Raw genomic sequence first — 17,804 nt, forward strand, 5'->3', positions numbered from 1 at the left:
AAAAAGTGAAAGCTTCCTCGATTTCATCGAGGAAGCTTTCACTTTTTTAACTATAAGGACTTTTTCAGTGGCCTCGTTAGAAAACAAGCCCTCTTTAAAAAAATAACGCAATTGAGATGCTTATATTTTAACAATTATTTTCTTACGATTCCATATGTTTCATGTTGAGAAATAAATTATAAGTGGTTTGATAAAACTAAAATGAATTATTGACATAATATTTCGACGATAATATAATGAATCTCGAATTCAAGATAATTTGCAAAGGATTGGTAATTATGAGCGTGATTAACGATGAGAGCTTATCTTTAAAGTTATTTGTTATATTATCAAGGGCAGTACAGTCAATCACTAAGCGTATTGAAGAAGATATAAAAAGTTATGGACTTAATCCAACTGAATTTGCAGTGCTTGAGCTACTATACAGTAAAGGCGATCAGCCTATACAAAAAATTGGAGACAAAATATTACTTGCAAGTAGTAGTATCACGTATGTAGTGGATAAGTTGGAAAAGAAGAGGTTCTTAATACGAAAACCATGTCCTAAAGACCGCCGTGTTACGTATGCGTCAATTACTTCAGAAGGTATTGAATTGATGGATACTATTTTCCCTCAGCATAAAGAGGCGATTCGACAAATATTTGGTGGTTTGGATTATATTGAGAAAAAATTGATAATCGAACAGTTGAAGAAATTAGGATATTATGCACAAGAACTATAATTTTTAGAAATATATCTCGAATTAGTAATATCCTAATTAAATATAAATTAAATAGGAGGAAAAAATCAATAAATGGCAGTACATTTATTGGAATCCAAAATGAAGAAATAATGAAATTACAATTAGTATAAACAGGAAAGATAGTTGTTATGCTAACGCATACAAAGTGTTCTTTTAAATGTGAATCTTTCATAAAGCGGAGAGTGGGTATCAAGAATGGAATTACGTCATTTAGAGTATTTTATTCAAGTTTGTAATAATGGTAGTTTTACTAAAGCTGCGGAAGTTCTAGGTATTTCACAGCCGACTTTAAGTCAACAAATACGTGTGTTAGAAGGTGAACTTGATACACCTTTATTTCATCGAGTTGGAAGAGGTATCAAAATTACAGAAGCAGGTAAATTGCTATTTGATAAAGGGAGATTTATCATGCAACAATTTGATGAGGTTTATAACGAAATTTTTGAATTAAAGGGTGTGAAAAGAGGTGTGATTACTATAGGAGGTTTATTAGAAGATCTCACTTATTTAACACCTTATATTATGAAGTTTCAACAACATTATCCCAATATTGTAGTAAAAATTATAGAATCAGAAGTTGCTGTAAATCAAATCGTTGACAAAAATATTGATATAGGGATCACACGTAGTGCTCAAATTCCAGACACATTAACAAGCACCCTTTTGTATAGCGAAGAGCTCGTCCTTGTAATTCCAAAAAATCATCCTTTGAATAAAAAATCATTTGTTTCTTTTCGAGAATTAGCAGGGCTGAGTAGAATAATGGTTTCATGTAGTTGTCGTGAATCGATTAAGATATATTGTGAAAGTTTAGGGTTATCTTTATCTGAAGCAAATATAGAAACAAAATCTTCTATTTCTCTATTGAGCCTTGTATACAATGGACATGGGGTTGCCATAATACCTCTTTCACTGGTTGACTTTGTTAATAATGATACCTTGAGCATAGTTCGTATTACTAATCCAACACCAAGTCAAGATATTAATCTTATTCACTTTGATGATAAATTTTTAAGTTTTGCAGCACGTATCTTTATGCAGAAGTTAAATGATCCTGAAAAAGTATCAGTATAATAGAAACAATAATGATTCTAGTGTGAAAGTTGAAAATAATCTATAAGTCTTGGGATGAGACCTATATTAAAGTCAAAGGGCAGTGGATTTATATGTGTGGTGTAGTCGATTCAAAAGGGAATACCATTGACTTTTATTTAAGGGATAAAGGACAGACTTTGCAAGGAGAGAAGTCTGTCAAAAAACAAGTCAAGTTAATCAATCAACTCTTCGGTCTTACCGCATAGTAATAGATTCCGTTAGGGATATACTGCTATTTCGAATCTACATATTATTTGCACCAGAGCCCATATTACCATTATGATCTTAATACCATTACTATTTGGGTCCGTCTTCGGCCCCAAGCCCTTATTGTAGAAAGAAAACCACCGGCATTATACCGGTGGTTCTGACTTAGAAAGCAAAGCAAGTACAACCAATACCCCATTTAGTTCCATCTTTTCCTATTACGGTATGAGTGTGTTGATGGAGAGGGTTACTGCAACTATGTAACTTGTGATCATGGGCATCGTGAGAAAGTATATTGTGGGTTAGGTTAGCACCACCATAACCATAAACTCCCGTGGGTGCCCAATCAGGTGATGCTGGCGGCAATTCAGGTGATAAATTTTTAAATTCATCATTTCCATAAACAACCTGCCCACCCATAATGGTGAGTAATGATTCAAGGTCTTTGATTTCTTCTTCTGGCACAGTAAAGTAGTCAGCAGACAATACAGCAATATCAGCAAACTGACCTACTGCAAGGGTTCCCTTTTTACCTTCATCACCAGAGAACCACGCACTTCCTTTGGAATATAGTTCCAGGGCTACTCTTCTGTCAAGTTTATTTTTTTCATCGTATATCGAAAGACCACCAATGGTTTTTCCGGCAACCATCCAGTAAAGAGCAACCCAAGGGTTATAGCTAGAAACCCTGGTTGCATCACTACCGGCGCCAACAGGTATACCCAGGTCTAGCATACGATAAATCGGAGGAGTACGCTTTGCAGCTTCTTTTCCGTATAAATCAACAAAGTATTCACCTTGGAAAGCCATGCGGTCTTGGATGGCGATACCGCCATTTAAAGCCTTAACACGTTCCATACTACGATCTGAGATTGTTTCTGCATGATCAAACCACCAGCGTAGACCATTAAAAGGAATTTCTCTGTTGACTTCCTCAAAAACATTTAAGAAACGTGTTATTGACTCGTCATAAGTTGCATGTAAACGGAATGGCCAACGGTTTTCCACCAATAGAGAAATTACTTTCTTTAAGTCAGCTTCCATCACCGTAGCTAGTTCGGGCCGCGGCATTTGAAATTTTTCAAAATCGGCTGCAGAGAATACTAACATTTCTCCGGCACCATTCATTTTATACTTATCATTTCCTTGACCCGGAGAAACAATTTTTGCCCATGAAGCAAAGTCTTCATATTCATGATTTGGATTTTGCGTAAATAGATTATACGCAATACGCAAAGTTAATTGTTCCTTCTCGGCTAAATGTTCAACAACTTTGTAATCATCAGGATAATTTTGGAACCCACCACCTGCGTCAATGGCACTTGTAATACCTAATCTATTTAATTCGCGCATAAAATGGCGAGTTGAGTTAATCTGGTCGTCAAAATTAAGTACTGGAGCTCTACCCAAACTTGAATAAAGAATAGAAGCGTTAGGATTGGCAATTAAAAGGCCCGTTGGATTACCTCGTTTATCCCGCTCAATTAAACAGCCTGGAGGATCTGGGGTATCTTTTGTGTATCCCAGTGCACGAAGCCCTGCACGATTTACAAGTGCTCTATCGTAAAGATGTAGCACAAAGACAGGCGTGTCTTCAGAAACAGCATTAATCTCTTCCAAAGTTGGCATCCGTCTCTCTTTAAATTGAAATTCAGACCAACCTCCAACTACTCTTACCCACTGAGGAGCAGGTGTACGCCTTGCCTGCTCTTTGAGCATTTCTAGAGCAATAGCAAGTGATGGCACACCTTCCCAGCGTAATTCCATATTATAATGAAGACCGCCACGAATAACGTGAATATGAGAATCATTCAGGCCTGGAATAGCTCTCTTTCTTTTAAGGTCTATTTTTTTTGTTTTTTCTGTGGCACTATCAAGAAGCTCATCTCCACCTACTGCAGTGACTAAACCATCAGTTATGGCGATAGCAGATACCTCAGGTTGAGAGGGGTCAAGGGTAGTAATTTTTCCGTTATATAAGATCATATCCGGTAAATTCATGTTCACACCTCGTCTACTTCCTATTATTTTGTAACCATGGATGAAATATTTTACCGAAAATCGGCATGACTACCCATGATAGCAAGGACACTATACATACAGAAACAAAAAAAGCTGACATAATAGGATTCATATGTTTTATAATAGGTCCTATCACTTTAGGAACTAACATGCTAAGAGGCCATACACCCAGAAGGGTAACAATAGACATTTTCCATTTTGGCGGTGGAACTGGCGTTTTTGGAGTAACAAACCAATAAGCCAAACTGCTTTCAGTTTTGTAAGTTGAATTAGTAGCTTGAAATTGTTCTGCCTTTTTTAACAAATCTCGACGAACATCTGATTCTTGCCAAGCACGTAGATGCTCATACGTATCAAAGCGAAAAATAACAGTATACTCTCTGGATTTGTTATTGGGGACTATTAGATTTACGCCTAAATGCCCTGGGAATTTAGTAGCGGCAGCTTCGATTTCATGTCTCCATGTTTCAAACTGTTTTTCTCTACCTTCTTGAATTTCCCATGTAACAATCGTTGTTACTGGACCGCCAGCATCCATCGTGTTCCCTGTATGAGTTTCTCCGCCAGCTACTCCTTCTTGTTTCATATTTTCCTGCTTGGAAGCGCGCCATGCACCATAGTATATGCGTATTCTACGCCTTGACCATAAGCGCCAGTGTGTTCCTTTACAATTTCCATTACAGCATCATAAGTGTCTTTGCGTGCCCAGTCACGTTGGTATTCAAGTAAAACTTGAATTGCTGTCACTGGAATTGCACCAGCTTGTTCTACACGACGCATAGCAGCGTTATGTGCTGTCAAACTAGTACCACCTGAAGCATCATCAACTGCATAAACCTCATAGCCAGCTTTAATTGCTTCAAGCACAGGGAATGTAAGGCAAACTTCAGTCCAAAGTGCTGCAAATATTAATTTCTTTCTACCTGTTGCTTTAACTGCCTCAACAAATTTTAGATCTTCCCAAGAGTTCATTGAACTACGTTCTATAATTTCATGGTTTGGGAATATGTCAAGAATTTGTGGCCAAAAATAACCAGAAAAGCTGCGTGTTTCAACTGTAGTAAGAATAGTAGGTACGTTAAAAGTTTTTGCTGACTTAGCAAGCAGCATAACGTTATTAATCAATGTTTGTCTGTCAATACTTGCAACTCCAAAAGTCATTTGAGGCTGAAAATCAATCAAAATTAATGCACTGTTCTCCGGATTTAACAATTCTAAATTACTCATAATAAAATGCTCCTTTTTTAATTGTTTTAAATTAAGTTTTTTTGAAAGTGATGTATTTTCTGTTAATTGAAACTGTAATCTTAAAAATAAAAGCTTTGCTATACTTTTTAATTTAAAAGAGAGTGCTGATTTAATCAGCACTAAATTTATACTATCCACTTTTTAAAAAGTGATTTAAATCTATTTCTTTGGAATACATTTATGCATTTTGTTTTCTAAGATCTCGCTGAGCTCCTAAATAGCTTCCAATTATATTTTGATAGCCTGGAAGATTACTAGCAAGCAAATTGCCAAAACCTTCGACATCGTTGCGCCAATCGCGTTGTAATTCACAAGCTACGCTAAACCAGTTCATAAGTTGTACGCCACTATGTGCCATACGCGTATTGGCAGCATCTGCAACTTGTTTACTGAAAGTTCCTGAAGCATCAGTAACAGCAAATACTTCATATCCAGCTTTTATAGCGGAAAGTGCCGGGAAAGCAACGCAAACATCCGTAACGACGCCCGCGATGATAAGTTGTTTTTTTCCAGTTTCTTCGATTGCTTTTACAAAATCATCATTATCCCATGCGTTAATTTGTCCAGGTCGAGCTATTTTTGGTGCGTGAGGAAAGAGATCAACCAATTCTTGCATTAAAGGTCCGTTAGGTCCGTTTTCAAAGCTTGTTGTTAAAATTACTGGTAAATCAAAAAACTTAGCAGTGTGAGCAAGAGCTAAAACATTGTTCTTGAATTCATCAACACCATAGTCACGTACTAGTCCGGACATAAGACCAGTTTGATGATCTACTAAAAGAACGACAGCATCATCTTTGTTAATACGAGAATAGAGATCAGCCATTATGTATTCCTCCTATAAATTAAGTAATCGAAGAAAGTTTAAACAGTGGAATATTATCATAAATTTCTTCGTTTGTTACGATTAGTTTATAACTAAACTGACCGTTAATATTAGTTATAGCAGCATTCACAGAACATGAAGCACTATACAAATTTATAGTATTTGAAAACCAATTCATTAATCAATTCTAAATTATCTATAATTTGCATAGATGGTAACTATAGTTATTTTTACCATAAAATTGATTGGTTTTACCTATACATTCTATAGATAGAACAATATTGATAGTCACCTATTTTTGTTATTAGAATTGAATATGAGGAATGTTCAGCAATTATTTCATGATGAAAAAGGTATTAGATGGGGAATTGTTACAAAAACAGAAAATGAATTCATCGGAACAATAGAATTTCATGCTTAGAGTTCACAACATAAACGTGCATAAATAGGTTACGAGATTCATCCGGATTATTGAAGAAAAGGATATATATTAGAACATTTTTTGGAGGTAGAAGAATGGCAAAAATTACTGTAGGAACCGAAAATCAAGCACCAATTGAGATATATTATGAGGATCATGGTATAGGAAAACCAGTTGTACTAATTCATGGTTGGCCGTTAAGTGGTCGATCTTGGGAATACCAAGTTCCCGCTCTTGTTGAGGCTGGATACAGAGTTATAACATATGATCGTCGAGGCTTTGGAAAGTCATCTCAGCCGTGGGAAGGATATGAATATGATACCTTTACTTCTGATTTACATCAACTATTAGAACATTTAGATCTTCAAAATGTCACACTTGTTGGTTTTTCTATGGGTGGAGGCGAGGTAGCTCGGTACATTAGTACATATGGAACAGATCGTATTGAAAAAGCTGTTTTTGCTGGAGCAGTTCCTCCTTATTTATACAAATCAGAGGATCATCCTGAAGGGGCATTAGATGATGCAGCAATTGAAGAATTCAAAAGTGGCGTGATAAATGACCGCCTTGCATTTCTTGACGAATTTACTAAGGGATTTTTCGCGGCTGGTAATCGAACAGATTTAGTTAGTGAGCCATTCCGTTTATATAATTGGGATATTGCAGCTAGTGCATCCCCTAAAGGAACGCTCGATTGTATTACCGCCTTTAGTATGACCGATTTTAGAAAAGACTTGGAAAAGTTCAATATACCTACTCTTATTATTCACGGTGACTCTGATGCAACTGTACCTTTTGAGTTAAGTGGAAAACGCACATATGATTCTATTCCTGGTAGTAAACTCGCTCTTATAAAAGGTGGTCCTCATGGATTAAACGCAACTCATGCAAAAGAATTTAATGAAGCATTATTAAGATTTTTAAAAGACTAATCTTTGATGAACTACCGGAGGCGGTTCAACAGCAATATCAAGAATAATAACATGAATTTATCGATTAGAGGTTTTTTAGGTCTCTTAAGGGGTATTGCTACATTGCTATCAAGATAATATTTTGAAGAATCCTCAAAACAAAGAAATGTACATTTCATCTGGAGATGTACATTTTCTCGTTTTGGGGAAGAATGTATTTCTCAACATCGAAAGATTCATAAAAAACGTCATCCTTTCTAGTTAGCTTTTTAGAAAGAATAACGTTTTTTACTTTTGGGGGTAGTGAAGTTTCTTAAGTTGATTGGCATGTATGGTGACCCCTAATATCTTTCATAAAAAAGAAAAATGATATTCCAAAATGGTTTTTGATATTCATGTTTGTTCTATTAATAATATCAATAAATGCTGTAGTGCAGACATCAATTAGTTTATCTGTAACAGATAAAGAAGTACAATTTCTTTATCTAAGACTAGTTCACTAAAAAAAGATCCCCTAATATTGGGATCTTTTTTTTCAAAAGGCTAGTTTTTTGGTAACAAACTTTGTGCTTAACATACAGTGTATCCGTTAAAATGTTTCCAAATTGTGTCTGAACGTACAATTTTCTTTTTTGGATATGGTGAGGCCTTATAGCATAAAATACGATTTCACTAGGAATCTACTATTATCCGCGTTCTTCTTCATATATTTGCACCAGAACCATAATAACAGCTCCTTTAATTAATAATGTGCTTTAGAGTATTTAAAATTCCAATGGAATATTCACCTTGAGCTAACATAGAATGCGCTTTTTTAGCTTCTTCTGTCGCGTTTTGTATTAAGTAACCGTGTTGAACAGCTTTAAGCATTTTTAAATCATTCCCACTATCTCCAAATGCAATTGCATTTACTCTTCTTAAATCGTATTTACCTAAAATAAACTTAACAATTTCATCTTTCCCAGTTCCAATCGGAATAAAATCTACATCATAGCAATCCTCTGGATCACCTGCTAATGGATTACATCGGTTAATATTAACCCCTACTTGATATTGCTCTGCAATTTCTATTATATTTTTCAAATTTTTAGTATCTACAATTTTATTTTGTTCTTCATAATAAAAATTAAATTTGTATTTAGAGGTTCCTAATTGTGTCTGTGGTTGTAAAAAGATACCATAATCTCTTTCTAATAAATCAATAATTTCATCAATTTTCCCAGGTGCAAACCCACTATTATCAAGATTTTCTTCCCATCTTTGATCAGTTAATGTAATACCATTACTATTAAAGTATGCTATTTCTGTCCCCAATCCACTTGCTATAAAATGAGGGAAATACTGGATGGATCCTTTTTTCATTTTTTCAATGATAGATTCTAAACTACTCCCAGTTACCCAACCAATTACTAGATGACCATTACTTCCTTGTTCATATAAGTACTCTTCTAACAATTTCATGTTATTTCTTCTGGATTCATCCATATCATGAGGGTAATAAGTTTCATCAAAATCACAAAACACTACAAATTTAGGATTTTCAACTTCTGGTAATCTTTCGAATGTTAAAGAATTTAAAGTTTTATTATTTAGTGACATTAATTAATCCCTCCATCACATAGTCTTGTTCTTTTAACGTTATATCTGGATATAAAGGTAAGTGTAATATCTCTTTATGAGCTAACTCTGTATTTAATAAAGTAGCATTTATATATTTATCCTTAACCAAGCTAGTGTTCCGCTTGTGAGCTAATACAGGGTAATAAATGTCGGTTTTAATGTTATACAGCTTTTTCAATTTCTTTTTCAGCTCATCCCTCTTCCCATTTCTAACTCTAATAGGGAACAGGTGCCATACCTGGTCTTCCGTCATCCTAGGTAGTTGTATTAATTCTTTATCCATTAATCCTTTTAGATTATTTATATATCGCTGAGCTAAATGTACTCTTTTAAAATTGTTATACGATAAATGTTTAATTCTCTCCAAACTAATTGCTGCTTGTAAATTATCGATTTTAGAATTGAAGCCAAAATCTTATACCTTTTTATTTTTCTTATCGACTTCAAAACCGTGATAGCTATATTGATTAACTATTTGTTACAATTACCAATTGCTTGTTTAAATACTCCCCGATTACTTCCTCTAACTTTTTTGAAAATGGTTCACTTGTAAATTGCCCTGTCGGTAACACCTCTTTTAAAGTTCCTATTATTCCGTCAATTTCCCCTGTAGAAATTAAACGGTTTAAAGGCATGAATTCTATTTTCTGTATATTTTTTCTGCTATAATTGAAAATATCTTTATTTATATCGACATTATTATCCAATTTGTTATCTTTAAATAATTTCTCTTTCATTTTGTGATTCGGTAATATATTGCTAATTTCAAATTCAATACCTTTTGTTTCGCCCTGTAAGTATTTCAATAAGGCTAAATGATCTTTGCTATGACTAGAAACTGTAGTAAGGGTTTTCACGTTAAAATCACCTCTAAGAAATTATTTTAAAAATCATGAATAGAATATATTTTATGTTATCGATTACATGTCAACAATTTTTTTTTATGGAGTGATTCTATGGTAACAATTAAAGAAATAGCCAAACTATGTAATGTATCAAATGCCACAGTTTCAAGAGTTTTAAATAATCATCCTTATGTAAATTCAGAAAAACGCGAAAAAATATTGAGGTTAATGAAAGAGTTAAACTATACTCCTAGTTCTATTGCTAGGAATCTTAGGATAAATAAAACACAAACCATAGCCCTATCTATTCCTAATATTGCTCATCCTTTTTTTGGTCAACTTGCTAAAGAGATATCTAAAGAATTATTGAAACACAATTATAAATTACTGATTTATCAGACTTTTTACAAAAAAAAAGTAGAACTGGAATTACTAGCACTGTTAGAAAATAAAGCTGTGGATGGTGTAATTCTCGCATCCTTAGAAAATAAGTGGAAAGATGTGGAGTGTTACTTAGTACATGGTCCAATACTACTGTGTAATGAGTATGAGGAAACTGCTCCTATTCCAATAATTTGCTATGATGAATATGAAGCGGGCTATAAAGCAGTTAAACATTTAATTAGTAAAGGACATGAGAAGATTGGTTTTTGCTACGATTCGCTTAATAGTCAAGCTCAATTAAAACGTAAACAAGGATATCTCCATGCTCTAGAAGAAAAACAGTTATCATATAAAAAAGAATGGCTATTTGGAAATGCAATTACTGTTGAAGATGGGTTTGAAATTTTTGAGAAGTTAAATAATTTAAAAGACAGACCTACGGCAGTATTTACTGGTAATGATCAAGTAGCAGCTGGAGTTATTAAAAATGCTACTTTAAAAGGGTATAATGTTCCAACTGATCTTGCCGTTTGTGGCTATGACAATCAGTTAATTTGTAAAGTTACAAGTCCAACAATAAGTACTATTGATATTCCAATCGTTGAATTAAGTAAGCGTGTTGTTAGTGAAATACTAATATATATAGAGTCCAAAGAGGATATTAGCCGTAAAATTATTCAATATCCTACGAATCTAATTATTCGTGAATCGACATAAACGTAATTGGGGTCACCATACATGCCCATCAACCTAAGAAATTCGTTGTTATCCAAAACTAAAAAAATGAGCTAAATTGTTATAAATAATTGTAGATAGATAAAGATTTTCGTTTACGGGGTACTTCATAACCTTAGCTTGATAGTGATGGGGTACCACCCCACATCCATCAACTTAAGAAAACAAATTCACCTCAAAACGAAAAAAGTGAACTTAATTATCATGAATAAATGTGGCGTGAAAAATGTTGTTATGGGCGTATTTCGAAATCTTAGAGAGAATAAAAAAAGAGGTTCTGTTGCAAAGTTTCTTAACACATTAAAAGTGGAACAGATTACAGGCGAATTTTATAAAATCGTTAGTAATTGTTGTAATTCGTTATACGTCGAAAAGACGGAGTCTGATTGAAGACTTCGTCTTTGTTTATATAGGGCATGAACCGTTTCGATTCTGAAGCATGGCGAAGGCTTTGAAACCCTGAGGACCTAGCAAAACGGCGCTTCACATGCCTATGATCTTGTTCTATAAGGTTATTTAGATGTTTGGCCGTATAATGAATCGTATGTGTATAAAAGCCTTGCTTCTTTAATTTCTTTAACGCGCAAAGTAACGATGGGGCTTTATCTGTCGTCAGAACCGTTGGTTCTCCGAAGATTTGAACCAATCTTTTTATAAAAGAATATGCTGCTTGCGTATCTCGCTTTTTTCGAAGTTGAATATCAAGGGTATGGCCTTCTTTATCAATCACACGATATAAATAACACCACTTTCCTTTAACTTTTATATAGGTTTCATCCATCTTCCAAGATAATTGTACTCTTTTGTTTTTCTTCTTCCAAATTTGATAGATAAGATTTCCATATTCATGAACCCAGCGCATAATCGTTGTTGGATGAATCGAAATACCACGTTCCTTCAGAATTTCAGACACATCGCGATAACTTAAAGAAAAACGACAATAGAAGCCAACGGCTACCAAGATAATACCTTTCTCGAACTGTTTTCCTTTAAAATACCCCACCTTTTCGTACTCCTATAAGAACATTACCACATGCATGCTACCCCGATTTTACAAGTATCTCCACTCTCCATTCATGACTCAATTGTTTTAAACAAACCTTTGATTAATAAAGTATAATCTAGGAACAAAATATAACATTGTTTATTTAAAAATTCACAAGTTATCAAAAAAAACCTAAAATGTTAATATTTGTTGTATAATAAAGGTGTCCTAGTAGTCTTAAGATATAGTGATCCCTAGTTTTTCTGATAAGATAGTTTGTTTTACCCTTTTATTGACATTGTCTCAAAAAGACCTTGTAGTAATTGCTATAAGGTCTTTTTGTTTTTGGGGTTACATGTGGATTTGAAATAAAGTTGCGATTTTTTGAGGGGGAAAAGTAAATGTTTGTAAAAGCAGAAAGATTATTAATACGAAAATTTGAGTTCAAAGATTGGCAAGCTGTCCATGAGTATACATCAGATATCAATGTTATGAAATATATTCCCGAAGGGGTTTTTACTGAAGAAGATACAAGAAACTTTGTAAATGAAAATATTGGTGAAAATGCTAAGAACTTTCCTGTGGTATTAATAGATGAAAATATCCTGATTGGTCATATTGTTTTTCATAAATATTTTGGTGAACATACTTATGAGATTGGTTGGGTGTTTAATCCTAAATATTTCAATAAAGGATATGCTTCTGAAGCAGCACAAGCTACATTGAAATATGGGTTTAAGGAAATAAAATTACATAGAATTATAGCTACATGTCAGCCACAGAATACCCCATCATATCGAGTAATGGAGAAGATTGGAATGAGAAGAGAAGGCTATTTCAAGAAGTGTATACCACATGGAAATGAATGGTGGGACGAATATTATTACGCTATTTTAGAAGAAGAATAGTGTCTCAAAACGCATCTTTAAATCAAAATTTCAATTAAAATCGTACTATTGGGTTTTGAGAATCTCTTGGCGTATAAAAACGTTAAAATGTGGGCGGTACGCCAAGTTCAAAAACTTGGTTTTACCGTACGTTAAGAAAGTTCCATAAACGATATTTAATGCTTGTTACGGGACTTTGTTTTTGGTAATGAGTTTCGGAACTGGTTTTTGACCATCTTTCTGTTAGTTTCGTTAGAACTCGATAAAGTTCCTTAAACGTCCGTTTTTGGCTCCTATTGTTAAATCCTTGTTATATGTAAACGACAAATAGACCTAAAGATATAATAAAATTGATTTTTTAGGTCTATTTGTCGTTTACGTTAATAAAAGAAAAAACGGGCTTGTTAGACAACCCGTTTTTTCTTTTAGCTCTTTTTTCTTTTCGGTAAGTCAGGAGCCTTCTTCATTGTGTCAACAACATGCATGACCGCGAAATATGGATGTTTTAAAATCATTTTCGGTCCGCTCTTCTTCATAACATCCTTAACGAAATCTTTCATATCTGGTTTATAACAATGAATTTTGCAATTTTGACATGCTGGCTTCTTTTCTTGAAATGGACATTTTGATAAACGAAAATAAGCATACTCTTTTAACTTCTGACATTCTTCACATATAGTATCTTGTTCATGTTCGTTTTTACAATACATATCAATCATAATGCTAATTGTTTTCTCTTCACGTTTAATTCGATTCATGGCTAGTGCCTCCCGTTCCAAAGTCTCTCTGCTTTGATTGTAAGACTTTTTTAGAGGGTTTACATGAATTTTCATTGACAGTTTTTCTAATGTTTATCTCTTTCCTACGAATTATTAATGGAGAATGTCCCTACCAATCATAACCAACAGTAAAAGCGAACGCATTAAGACTTAAATAAACATCTTTCTTTTTCTTACGAGCTTCGGATGCTTAAACCACTGGAACGACAAGCGTCCACTCGATTCTTCCACGCTATTGATTGATCTATTTTAGCCATGTCAAAATCTCCTTTCTTTCTTGTACGTAAGGAGATTTTGACATGGAACTGATTCTATTGGTAGGTGGGGACAGTTTGACGCTTACTGTTATATCAAGTAATTCAGCCTTAGCGTACGGAATCCGCGAAATGTTGGTGCCACCCCATGCCCATCAACTTAAGAATTTTATAATGCCCCCAAAACGAAAAAATGAGCTGACTGTTCAGAGTAACTATCTGTAGAGAAAGAAAATTTTCATTTAGGGGGTACTTCAAAACCTTAGCTTGATGGCGATGGAGTCACCATATCAAAAAAAAGTAAATTGTACGTTAGATACATTTTTCAACCGCTTCCTGTACGCTAAGGGATTGGTTGTTTTTTATAATGAAATTCTAAATATCTAATGATAATAGGTGAAAAAGACGATTAATAGTTGGGGTACGGAACTGATTCGAATTTACATTCTTTCTCAATACATATTATGGATAAATAAAGTAAAATATGGGCTGAGGGTATGTCTCATGTTGTGTTAATCCTAACAATAGCTAAGGATACATAATATGCTTTCATACCCTTAAATAATTTTGTTATAGAAGGGATGGAGATTTAAATGGCTCAAATTGTTGATATTGATAGATACCTTTGTACTGGGGCTTTAATCTATATGAGTGAGGGCCTTTTCCCTAAGCCTAGGAGGTAAGGAACAGTAAACAGCCACCTATACAATATGAATAGAGGAGAGGAATGCCTTATGAAAATACGTAGTCAAATTACATTTGCAAGTCTGGCCCTTTTAATAGCTGGAAGTTCTCTGTTATACACAACACCAATCTCAATTGTAAAAGCAGAGCCCACTCAAAATGTATCTAGTTTGTCACACACAAGCACTGAGCGAGATCGTAATTCCGTTAAGCAAGCAATGCGGGATACATTGCAACTTGGATACCCGGGGATACTTGCTAAAACTTCTGAGGGTGGAAAAACGTGGGGTTATGCCGCTGGGATAGCGGATCTGAGAACCAAGAAACCAATGAAAACAGATTTTCGCTTTCGCATTGGCAGTGTGACGAAGACGTTCACCGCAACAGTTGTACTTCAATTAGCTGGAGAGAACCGCCTGAATCTAGACGACTCCATCGAAAAATGGTTGCCTGGTGCCATTCAAGGAAATGGATATGATGGTAACCAGATTACTATCCGGCAGATATTGAACCATACAAGTGGTATCGCTGAATACTCAAGGTCAAAAGACGCTGATTTTACGGATACAAAAAAATCGTATACGGCTGAAGAGTTAGTGAAGATGGGGATTTCTCTGCCCCCAGATTTTGCCCCAGGAAAGGGCTGGTCTTATTCAAACACAGGATACGTATTACTGGGTATTCTTATTGAAAAAGTAACCAGAAACAGCTATGCGGAAGAGATTGAAAATCGGATTATTGAACCACTTGAATTGTCGAATACATTCCTACCTGGCAATTCAAGCGTTATTCCAGGCACCAACCATGCCCGTGGATATGTCCAACCAGACGGAGCAAGTGAGCTAAAAGACGTTACTTATTATAACCCAAGTGCAGGTAGCTCTGCTGGAGATATGATTTCTACTGCTGACGACGTAAACAAATTCTTCTCTTACTTGCTCGGTGGTAAATTACTGAAAGAACAACAACTAAAACAAATGCTTACTACAGTTCCTACAGGAAGAGAAGGAATAGATGGATATGGTCTTGGAATCTATGAAACTAAGCTTCCGAACGGTGTCTCGATATGGGGACACACAGGTGGCCTTCTAGGGTTTACTACTCTTGTTGGAGGTACACTTGGAGGCAAGCATACGTTGGTCGTCAATTGGAACAGTTTGGGTAGAGCTGACAGTCCTAATCCTTTTAAAAATATTTTACTTGCTGAATTTAGCAAGTAGGCAAAAAGGAAAAACGGATAAATTTTGTCATAGTTTTTATAATCAAAAATAAATTTGGGGATTTTTAGAATTTAGGCGGCAACCCAACGCTATTAAGCTAATAAAACAAAATCCTCCCTAAAATGAAAAAATACGCTATTCTTTCTGTAGAATCATAGGAAAGGATGGCGTTTTTGTATGAATCTATCTATTTCTGATGAACTACAATTATTTTCTAAAGAATTACAACGACATATGTCACCACATGTTTTAGATCAGTTAGCTAGAGAAATAGGATTTGTTCAACGGAAAAGTAAATATCGTGCACAAGATTTAGTAGCTCTTTGTGTTTGGTTAAGCGGAAACATAGCAAACACTTCATTGACACAACTATGTAGTCTATTAGAAGCTAACTTACATAATTCTCGTTCTCGGAAGTAAATATATTTGGTTTATCTGTGATTCATATAGGAATCTTTCAATACCCCGTAAATATCTACGTCCTCATATGTTCCCTATTTTAAAATATCTTGTTTTAATGTCCACTCATAGGTTATCCCAATTTTCTTCATTACTTGTGTTGATGCCTGATTTTTACTCATTGCAGGTGCCCAAATTCGATTTAAATTGAGTTCACAGAATCCAAAATCCATTACCCTTTTTGCTGATTCCGTCGCATAACCTTTCCCCCAATAGTCCTTACCTAGCCAATAGGCAAGTTCCCCTTTGTTATGCTGTTTATCAATACGCAATGTCATTGTTCCAATTAGTATATTTTCATCCTTCAACACAACAGCAAACGGATAAGCGTCTCCATTTTCTATTAATCGAGGATGTTGTTGGGTGAACTGAAATACCACGTTCTTTCAGGATTTCAGATACATCGCGATAACTTAAAGAAAAACGGCAGTAGTAGCCGACAGCTACTAAAATAATATCTTTCTTGAATTGTTTTCCTTTAAAATATCTCATGTCTGATTCTCCTAGATCCTGTTTTCTAGAGTGTAGCTTCATGTAGAAAACTTTGCAACAGAACCATTAATAGGATAAACGAAACTAAATAAATACGATCATAATTCTTTGACATCTTCTTGTATTTTATGCGTTCTTTCCTTGCATCCATCTAAATTCCTCCTTTAAATTATCCATTTCACTATCAAATAAATTTCGCCCTTAAAAAGGAAACAATATATCGTTTTAAATAATTAGTTTGTTTTTTTATCAACTAATTTATATAACGTAAAAAGAAATCCTACCAATATTAAGCTTTCCACCATGATAATCCCGACCCTCTCCTTCCTTTTAACCCCATCACATCAGATGAAATTTATATATATCCTATTATTATCAACAGCAAACAAAAAGGATCTTCCCTTCTCGTAAAGGCTGATCCTTTTCTTCGTTCATTCAACTATTTTTAGCTATTCTTGATTAATTAGAATAACAGCTGGTCCATCTACACGAATTCCACCAACTTCGATTTTTTCATAAGGCTCAACTGTAATAGAAATGATCCCTTCTCGCTTCTTTAATTCATTACTCAATTCTTTTGTTAACATTTTTTTCATGTGTGCACTCCTTCTTACTGCTTAATTTACTATTGGTATGTAAATAAAATTAAAAATGGTTTCCTGGTCTGGAAACCATTTTTTGTAGTTGACCATACGGTGTTACCAGTTCGTTTATCAATTTTACGTAAGGAAGATAAACAATTACTATTCACTGTCTCAGTAGATGTAAGAAATTCTTAAAGATAGCGGTGAGATTGATTGTTTTTTCTTCTAGAAATAATGACTTAGATAGTATATTACCTAAAACAATGAAAGCCCTACCTCTCTTTCATCCTTACGGCTCCTTGTCCGTGCCAGTGTGAATCAGGATTGCAAAAATCAAGTGACTATTTGATCGAGTTATTTGATGATACTTCGAACGTTCGTAAAAGAAATGTAAAAATAAAAATGG

At 34.6% G+C, this 17,804-nt stretch carries 15 protein-coding genes and 4 pseudogenes; 8 read left to right on the plus strand and 11 right to left on the minus strand.

The genetic code is table 11. The annotated features are described in order from the left end of the window. The first annotated feature begins 278 nt into the window (after window positions 1–278). The 3 genes and pseudogenes from JDS96_RS26565 to JDS96_RS26575 all read left to right on the plus strand — a co-directional run. Entirely contained in the window at window positions 279–722 is a 444-nt protein-coding gene (locus JDS96_RS26565) for a MarR family winged helix-turn-helix transcriptional regulator (protein ID WP_097795762.1), read from the plus strand. A 216-nt stretch (window positions 723–938) separates the two neighbouring features. Then, on the plus strand, window positions 939–1,817 hold the full coding sequence (locus JDS96_RS26570; protein WP_199668567.1) for a LysR family transcriptional regulator: 879 nt from the start codon (window positions 939–941) through the stop codon (window positions 1,815–1,817). A 29-nt stretch (window positions 1,818–1,846) separates the two neighbouring features. Then, window positions 1,847–1,966 (plus strand): annotated as a pseudogene (locus tag JDS96_RS26575) (DDE-type integrase/transposase/recombinase); the annotation flags it as partial. Window positions 1,967–2,210: 244 nt separating this feature from the next. Here the strand turns inward: JDS96_RS26575 and JDS96_RS26580 are convergent. The 4 genes from JDS96_RS26580 to ycaC form a co-directional block, all read right to left on the minus strand. Then, the gene (locus tag JDS96_RS26580; RefSeq protein WP_199668568.1) at window positions 2,211–4,046 is read right to left on the minus strand and encodes an amidohydrolase; all 1,836 of its coding nucleotides are present in this window, start codon (window positions 4,044–4,046) and stop codon (window positions 2,211–2,213) included. Window positions 4,047–4,059: 13 nt separating this feature from the next. Further along, entirely contained in the window at window positions 4,060–4,653 is a 594-nt protein-coding gene (locus JDS96_RS26585; RefSeq protein WP_199668569.1) for an antibiotic biosynthesis monooxygenase, read from the minus strand. Then, window positions 4,650–5,294 (minus strand): hydrolase, encoded by a 645-nt coding sequence (locus JDS96_RS26590; protein ID WP_199668578.1) that lies wholly within the window; start codon window positions 5,292–5,294, stop codon window positions 4,650–4,652. The genes JDS96_RS26585 and JDS96_RS26590 overlap by 4 nt, the downstream gene beginning before the upstream one ends. A gap of 199 nt (window positions 5,295–5,493) precedes the next feature. Then, window positions 5,494–6,138, minus strand: coding sequence for an isochorismate family cysteine hydrolase YcaC (gene ycaC / locus JDS96_RS26595; RefSeq protein WP_199668570.1), 645 nt, complete (start codon window positions 6,136–6,138; stop codon window positions 5,494–5,496). 516 nt (window positions 6,139–6,654) lie between these two features. Here ycaC and JDS96_RS26600 point away from each other — a divergent pair. Continuing rightward, a complete protein-coding gene (locus JDS96_RS26600) occupies window positions 6,655–7,491 on the plus strand; it encodes an alpha/beta fold hydrolase (protein WP_199668571.1) in 837 nt (278 codons plus the stop codon). 717 nt (window positions 7,492–8,208) lie between these two features. On the opposite strand, the gene JDS96_RS26605 is transcribed toward JDS96_RS26600, so the two are convergent. Both JDS96_RS26605 and JDS96_RS26610 read right to left on the minus strand, forming a co-directional pair. Next, entirely contained in the window at window positions 8,209–9,069 is an 861-nt protein-coding gene (locus JDS96_RS26605) for an HAD-IIB family hydrolase (RefSeq protein WP_199668572.1), read from the minus strand. Next, window positions 9,056–9,947, minus strand: a pseudogene (locus JDS96_RS26610) (DegT/DnrJ/EryC1/StrS family aminotransferase). The gene JDS96_RS26605 and the pseudogene JDS96_RS26610 overlap by 14 nt, the downstream one beginning before the upstream one ends. Window positions 9,948–10,046: 99 nt before the next feature. Between JDS96_RS26610 and JDS96_RS26615 the strand changes: the two are divergent. Then, complete coding sequence (locus JDS96_RS26615; protein ID WP_199668573.1) at window positions 10,047–11,036, plus strand: LacI family DNA-binding transcriptional regulator; 990 nt, start codon at window positions 10,047–10,049, stop codon at window positions 11,034–11,036. A 347-nt stretch (window positions 11,037–11,383) separates the two neighbouring features. On the opposite strand, the gene JDS96_RS26620 is transcribed toward JDS96_RS26615, so the two are convergent. Next, a protein-coding gene (locus JDS96_RS26620; RefSeq protein WP_374221014.1) for an IS6 family transposase occupies window positions 11,384–12,057 on the minus strand; the annotation gives its coding sequence in 2 pieces (ribosomal slippage) (window positions 11,384–11,500 and window positions 11,503–12,057; 672 coding nt in all). 383 nt (window positions 12,058–12,440) lie between these two features. On the opposite strand from JDS96_RS26620, the gene JDS96_RS26625 reads away from it, so the two are divergent. Further along, window positions 12,441–12,947 carry a GNAT family N-acetyltransferase gene (locus JDS96_RS26625; protein ID WP_199668574.1) on the plus strand — a complete coding sequence of 169 codons (507 nt, stop codon included), beginning with the start codon at window positions 12,441–12,443 and terminating at the stop codon, window positions 12,945–12,947. A gap of 404 nt (window positions 12,948–13,351) precedes the next feature. Here JDS96_RS26625 and JDS96_RS26630 read toward each other — a convergent pair whose 3' ends face one another. Further along, window positions 13,352–13,684, minus strand: coding sequence for a nitrous oxide-stimulated promoter family protein (locus tag JDS96_RS26630; RefSeq protein WP_199668575.1), 333 nt, complete (start codon window positions 13,682–13,684; stop codon window positions 13,352–13,354). Between the two features lie 1,009 nt (window positions 13,685–14,693). Between JDS96_RS26630 and JDS96_RS26635 the strand changes: the two genes are divergently transcribed. Next, window positions 14,694–15,863, plus strand: coding sequence for a serine hydrolase domain-containing protein (locus JDS96_RS26635; RefSeq protein ID WP_199668576.1), 1,170 nt, complete (start codon window positions 14,694–14,696; stop codon window positions 15,861–15,863). A gap of 177 nt (window positions 15,864–16,040) precedes the next feature. Then, window positions 16,041–16,256, plus strand: a pseudogene (locus tag JDS96_RS26640) (IS4 family transposase); the annotation flags it as partial. A 101-nt stretch (window positions 16,257–16,357) separates the two neighbouring features. Here JDS96_RS26640 and JDS96_RS26645 read toward each other — a convergent pair. The 3 genes and pseudogenes from JDS96_RS26645 to JDS96_RS26655 all read right to left on the minus strand — a co-directional run bounded on the left by JDS96_RS26645 (window position 16,358) and on the right by JDS96_RS26655 (window position 17,410). Then, entirely contained in the window at window positions 16,358–16,702 is a 345-nt protein-coding gene (locus JDS96_RS26645) for a GNAT family N-acetyltransferase (RefSeq protein ID WP_307838212.1), read from the minus strand. Then, window positions 16,677–16,814, minus strand: a pseudogene (locus tag JDS96_RS26650) (IS6 family transposase); the annotation flags it as partial. The pseudogene JDS96_RS26650 and the gene JDS96_RS26645, both read right to left, overlap by 26 nt. Before the next feature lie 449 nt (window positions 16,815–17,263). Further along, the gene (locus tag JDS96_RS26655) at window positions 17,264–17,410 is read right to left on the minus strand and encodes a BC1881 family protein (protein ID WP_000738547.1); all 147 of its coding nucleotides are present in this window, start codon (window positions 17,408–17,410) and stop codon (window positions 17,264–17,266) included. Window positions 17,411–17,804 lie beyond the last annotated feature (394 nt).

The organism is Bacillus cereus group sp. N21, from assembly GCF_016483395.1.
GTDB lineage: Bacteria > Bacillota > Bacilli > Bacillales > Bacillaceae_G > Bacillus_A > Bacillus_A pseudomycoides.

What these genes read in the sequence shown, in the direction of transcription:
- JDS96_RS26565 (WP_097795762.1), top strand. Translation starts at nt 279, where the DNA reads ATGAGCGTGATTAACGATGAGAGCTTATCTTTAAAGTTATTTGTTATA.
- JDS96_RS26570 (WP_199668567.1), top strand. Translation starts at nt 939, where the DNA reads ATGGAATTACGTCATTTAGAGTATTTTATTCAAGTTTGTAATAATGGT.
- JDS96_RS26580 (WP_199668568.1), bottom strand. Translation starts at nt 4,046, where the DNA reads ATGAATTTACCGGATATGATCTTATATAACGGAAAAATTACTACCCTT.
- JDS96_RS26585 (WP_199668569.1), bottom strand. Translation starts at nt 4,653, where the DNA reads ATGAAACAAGAAGGAGTAGCTGGCGGAGAAACTCATACAGGGAACACG.
- JDS96_RS26590 (WP_199668578.1), bottom strand. Translation starts at nt 5,294, where the DNA reads ATGAGTAATTTAGAATTGTTAAATCCGGAGAACAGTGCATTAATTTTG.
- ycaC (WP_199668570.1), bottom strand. Translation starts at nt 6,138, where the DNA reads ATGGCTGATCTCTATTCTCGTATTAACAAAGATGATGCTGTCGTTCTT.
- JDS96_RS26600 (WP_199668571.1), top strand. Translation starts at nt 6,655, where the DNA reads ATGGCAAAAATTACTGTAGGAACCGAAAATCAAGCACCAATTGAGATA.
- JDS96_RS26605 (WP_199668572.1), bottom strand. Translation starts at nt 9,069, where the DNA reads ATGTCACTAAATAATAAAACTTTAAATTCTTTAACATTCGAAAGATTA.
- JDS96_RS26615 (WP_199668573.1), top strand. Translation starts at nt 10,047, where the DNA reads ATGGTAACAATTAAAGAAATAGCCAAACTATGTAATGTATCAAATGCC.
- JDS96_RS26625 (WP_199668574.1), top strand. Translation starts at nt 12,441, where the DNA reads ATGTTTGTAAAAGCAGAAAGATTATTAATACGAAAATTTGAGTTCAAA.
- JDS96_RS26630 (WP_199668575.1), bottom strand. Translation starts at nt 13,684, where the DNA reads ATGAATCGAATTAAACGTGAAGAGAAAACAATTAGCATTATGATTGAT.
- JDS96_RS26635 (WP_199668576.1), top strand. Translation starts at nt 14,694, where the DNA reads ATGAAAATACGTAGTCAAATTACATTTGCAAGTCTGGCCCTTTTAATA.
- JDS96_RS26655 (WP_000738547.1), bottom strand. Translation starts at nt 17,410, where the DNA reads ATGAAAAAAATGTTAACAAAAGAATTGAGTAATGAATTAAAGAAGCGA.